This window comes from Howardella ureilytica, assembly GCF_054657495.1.
The window spans coordinates 1-3,439 of the sequence record NZ_BAAHYP010000021.1; the positions used below are offsets into that span (position 1 = coordinate 1).

The following is a 3,439-nucleotide window of genomic DNA, read 5'->3' on the forward strand; positions in this document are numbered from 1 at the left end:
ATATATTTTTTCTTTGGCCTTATCCTTTGAATACAGTGTCTCCTTGGCAATACTGACTTTATCCTCTAACGGCATCTGGTAAGCAGCGGAGTGTTCTTCTTAAGCATTTTCCTTACGGTTGCTATCGTTCCTGTATAATTTACCGTTTTCAAACCGGAATCGTCTTTTGTTATCTCATGAGCTTTCCATGCAATCTCGTTATCTCTGATTACGTCCCAATAGAATACTTTTCCCATGTGGTATTGATTTTTTTCATTTTTAACATATTTCAAAGTATTCTTTGTAAACTTCACGTGGTATGTGTTTCCCACAAAATTACTTATTTTTGAACAAAAAAAAAAAGAGCTGATTTAATCGTCCGCTCTATACATAATTAAAATTGTATTTATTGTTTTCATCAGTGTTTGTATATTGATAATGTGTTAGAGTTTTATGGAGTTACAAGTCTTATAAACATACATTTATGGTCGCAACTGAGGATGACCGTTTTAGAACCTTATGAAATTACAAGTCTCTCAAACTTTTTACATTTTCCAGTATCAAATTGTTAGTTTTAGAACCTTATGAAATTACAAGTCTCTCAAACTAGCCTAATTAGGACAGAAATAAAGATTAGGTTTTAGAACCTTATGAAATTACAAGTCTCTCAAACCCAGTAAGACATTACTCATCACCCGCACCTGTTTTAGAACCTTATGAAATTACAAGTCTCTCAAACTGATTGATGATATTAAGCTACTTCTCACTTGTTTTAGAACCTTATGAAATTACAAGTCTCTCAAACTCAACAGCAGCGAAAGAAAAGAAATAGAAGTTTTAGAACCTTATGAAATTACAAGTCTCTCAAACGACGTTATAGAACAACCTGAAATTGTTAAAGTTTTAGAACCTTATGAAATTACAAGTCTCTCAAACAACAAGTAATGTTGTTAATTGCATTGTTCGTTTTAGAACCTTATGAAATTACAAGTCTCTCAAACTTGATAGCCAATTTAATCGCTCTGTCTGTAGTTTTAGAACCTTATGAAATTACAAGTCTCTCAAACACGCGATGGGTACTTATGGCATTAGAGATTGTTTTAGAACCTTATGAAATTACAAGTCTCTCAAACCTCAAATCTGAGGTTATCACCGAAACCACTGTTTTCGACGCAGTCGTAATTTCATAACTAAAACATTATTCATCTCTAATAATACATAAATCTTTATCGATAATCCAGTGATTTTCGCCTTCTATCGGTGCTGTTTCCTCTCCCTCCACTATTAGCAAATTAACATTTTCATAAGCACACTCTTTGTATAATTCCGACAGATCATTTTCTTCAAAATATTGTTTTAAATTGACAAAAATAAACAATTTTATTCCTGCCAGCTGATGCATAATTTTTATATAGCTTAATATTCTGTCAAGAAACCCTGAACCGTACGGCAGCAACTTTACGCCATACAATTTCAATAAATCCGATACGCAGATATCCGCCGAATAATCCAAATTGTAAGGAACCAACTGAATCAATTTCTCCACATAATCGGTAAGAACTTCATTTATATCACCCTGTTCCTTAAACATATTTGTATTTGCAATATCCGCAATTTCTTTATATAACCTTGTCTGGATTTTTCTGTCATTTAAATCAACGGAATACGGATTAAATATAATGTCTGCGACTTTTGACATACTAATCGGTTTACAACCTTCGGAAAGTATAAATTCTCCTTCGCCCCCTAAAACCTGCTCGTGCAAATCTCCGAGCAGGTTTGCGAACAATTTACGATTTTCCGATGTTAAGACATTAACTTTATCCGTTTCCATATCCAATATAATATCAAATTCGGGATAAACCAACTTCATAAGATAATAAGCCTTTCATCTGAATCAATCACTGTTTTTGAACCCTCTCCCACTACATAATCCATTTTTGCAAATTGTTTCTCCGTAACCCGCAGAACCTGTACCAATCCGGCTGCGGGTTTATTCTTTTTTATGTTTTCCACCACAGCATCTCCCTGAGTACTGTTGGGAACCAATTTACAATAAACGGATTCCTGAAGCATCAAAAATCCGTTTTTCATAAGAAATTTACGGAAGTCTCTGTAATCCTTTCTGTTTTTTGAAGTGAGTACGGGAAGGTCAAACATCACCATTATTCTCATAAATCTATAACTCATTATTGTAAAATTTAATCATTGATAAATCATTTTCATTTAATGCGTCAAATACGCTTTTCGTATATATTTTTATTGCATTGGTAACATATTCACAGCGACCGTTGATATAAACTTCATTTTGCAGCAATCGCAATATTTCTCTTTTTTCATCAGTTTCAAATTTCGAAAGATTTATTTTTTTGACACATCTGTCCACAAGTACCCTGAACGGCTCCATCAGATCGCACGCCAGATTAAATTGATTAAACATGTTACTGTGAAACAATCCAAGCTGTGTAATGTATCCGTTGGCGGAAACTTCTCTTGTGAAACAGGAAAGAATTATTCCGTATCCGTAATTTAATGCCGCATTAATATTACATTCCTGCGTTCTTGTAAAATCCATTCCGAATAACACATTAAAATATACTTTTGCCGCATGCCCTTCTCTGTTGCTCTCGTCCGCATACATAATGTCCTTAACATAGTCAAGAAGCATCTCCGACTCTGTTTCGTTTCCTAGTTCTAATAGATATTCTGCCTGTTTTCGTATTTTTTCACCTACGATTTCCGTCCATACGGATTTTTTTATATCCTCTTTCCATTGGATCTGATTTCGTACTTTTATGCTTGTATCGTGGGAGCCGTAATACGGTATTAATTCCGAAGAAGGATTGCGTTTTTCATCGCAAAATATTATTTTGACCTTCTTTTTGGTCAGCTCGCTTAACAACGCGGCGGTAAGTGACGCCGCGGTTGTCTCTATTATAAGCATGTAAATTTCATCTATATGAACCTGTTTATATTCCGGTTCATCGCCCGTTATGCCGCTTCCTATTCTGCGAACATACATAAATCCGTTTTGATAATCTAATTTTGCAGGATTGGAAATGACAACGGTACGCCAACTCATACGGTTAACAGGTCTATTCTCTTTTCATAGACCCCCGTGACAGATTGGTTTATAAGCTGGAATGTGGTAAAGTTGCTTATGTTTTTGTTAAATAGTAGAGCACCGGAGTATTCTTTACCTCCCACCAATAACAGATTAGCCATCGGTTTTCCGATACTTGAAATTTTTAAAATTTCAAGTATCACCTTTACCTGACTGTTAAGGTCTAATGTCTTAAAAGTCTCATATCCGTCTGTAAGTTTATCTCCTATTGAGTTAGAACGTTTAGAATATATTCCGTCTACATGCTTTTTAAGTAGTATATTATATATATTTATATTCTTTTCTCTTGTTACTGTAAATTTTTCACTCTTCTTACCGTTTTCTTCCGTATCTTTG

The 3,439-nt window shown here is 34.4% G+C and carries 5 protein-coding genes and 1 CRISPR repeat array; all 5 genes read right to left on the minus strand.

Annotated elements, in window-relative coordinates:
* Positions 1 to 65 precede the first annotated feature (65 nt).
* Positions 66 to 293 carry a hypothetical protein gene (locus ACYQ1N_RS07495; protein ID WP_459834489.1) on the minus strand — a complete coding sequence of 76 codons (228 nt, stop codon included), beginning with the start codon at positions 291 to 293 and terminating at the stop codon, positions 66 to 68.
* Positions 294 to 485: 192 nt separating this feature from the next.
* A CRISPR array of direct repeats spans positions 486 to 1,112; the repeat unit is 36 nt; unit sequence GTTTTAGAACCTTATGAAATTACAAGTCTCTCAAAC.
* Between the two features lie 65 nt (positions 1,113 to 1,177).
* The gene (gene csn2 / locus ACYQ1N_RS07500; RefSeq protein WP_459834491.1) at positions 1,178 to 1,852 is read right to left on the minus strand and encodes a type II-A CRISPR-associated protein Csn2; all 675 of its coding nucleotides are present in this window, start codon (positions 1,850 to 1,852) and stop codon (positions 1,178 to 1,180) included.
* A complete protein-coding gene (gene cas2, locus ACYQ1N_RS07505) occupies positions 1,849 to 2,154 on the minus strand; it encodes a CRISPR-associated endonuclease Cas2 (RefSeq protein ID WP_459834493.1) in 306 nt (101 codons plus the stop codon). Before cas2 ends, csn2 begins: the two co-directional genes overlap by 4 nt.
* 4 nt (positions 2,155 to 2,158) lie before the next feature.
* Positions 2,159 to 3,061 carry a type II CRISPR-associated endonuclease Cas1 gene (gene cas1, locus ACYQ1N_RS07510; protein WP_459834495.1) on the minus strand — a complete coding sequence of 301 codons (903 nt, stop codon included), beginning with the start codon at positions 3,059 to 3,061 and terminating at the stop codon, positions 2,159 to 2,161.
* Positions 3,058 to 3,439, minus strand: a 382-nt coding sequence (locus ACYQ1N_RS07515) for a Cas9 endonuclease PAM-interacting domain-containing protein (protein WP_459834497.1), incomplete at its 5' end; no start/stop codon positions are given. The genes cas1 and ACYQ1N_RS07515, both read right to left, overlap by 4 nt.

Coding starts and splice junctions, on each gene's coding strand:
- cas1 (WP_459834495.1), bottom strand. CDS start 3,061: ATGAGTTGGCGTACCGTTGTCATTTCCAATCCTGCAAAATTAGATTAT.
- cas2 (WP_459834493.1), bottom strand. CDS start 2,154: ATGAGAATAATGGTGATGTTTGACCTTCCCGTACTCACTTCAAAAAAC.
- csn2 (WP_459834491.1), bottom strand. CDS start 1,852: ATGAAGTTGGTTTATCCCGAATTTGATATTATATTGGATATGGAAACG.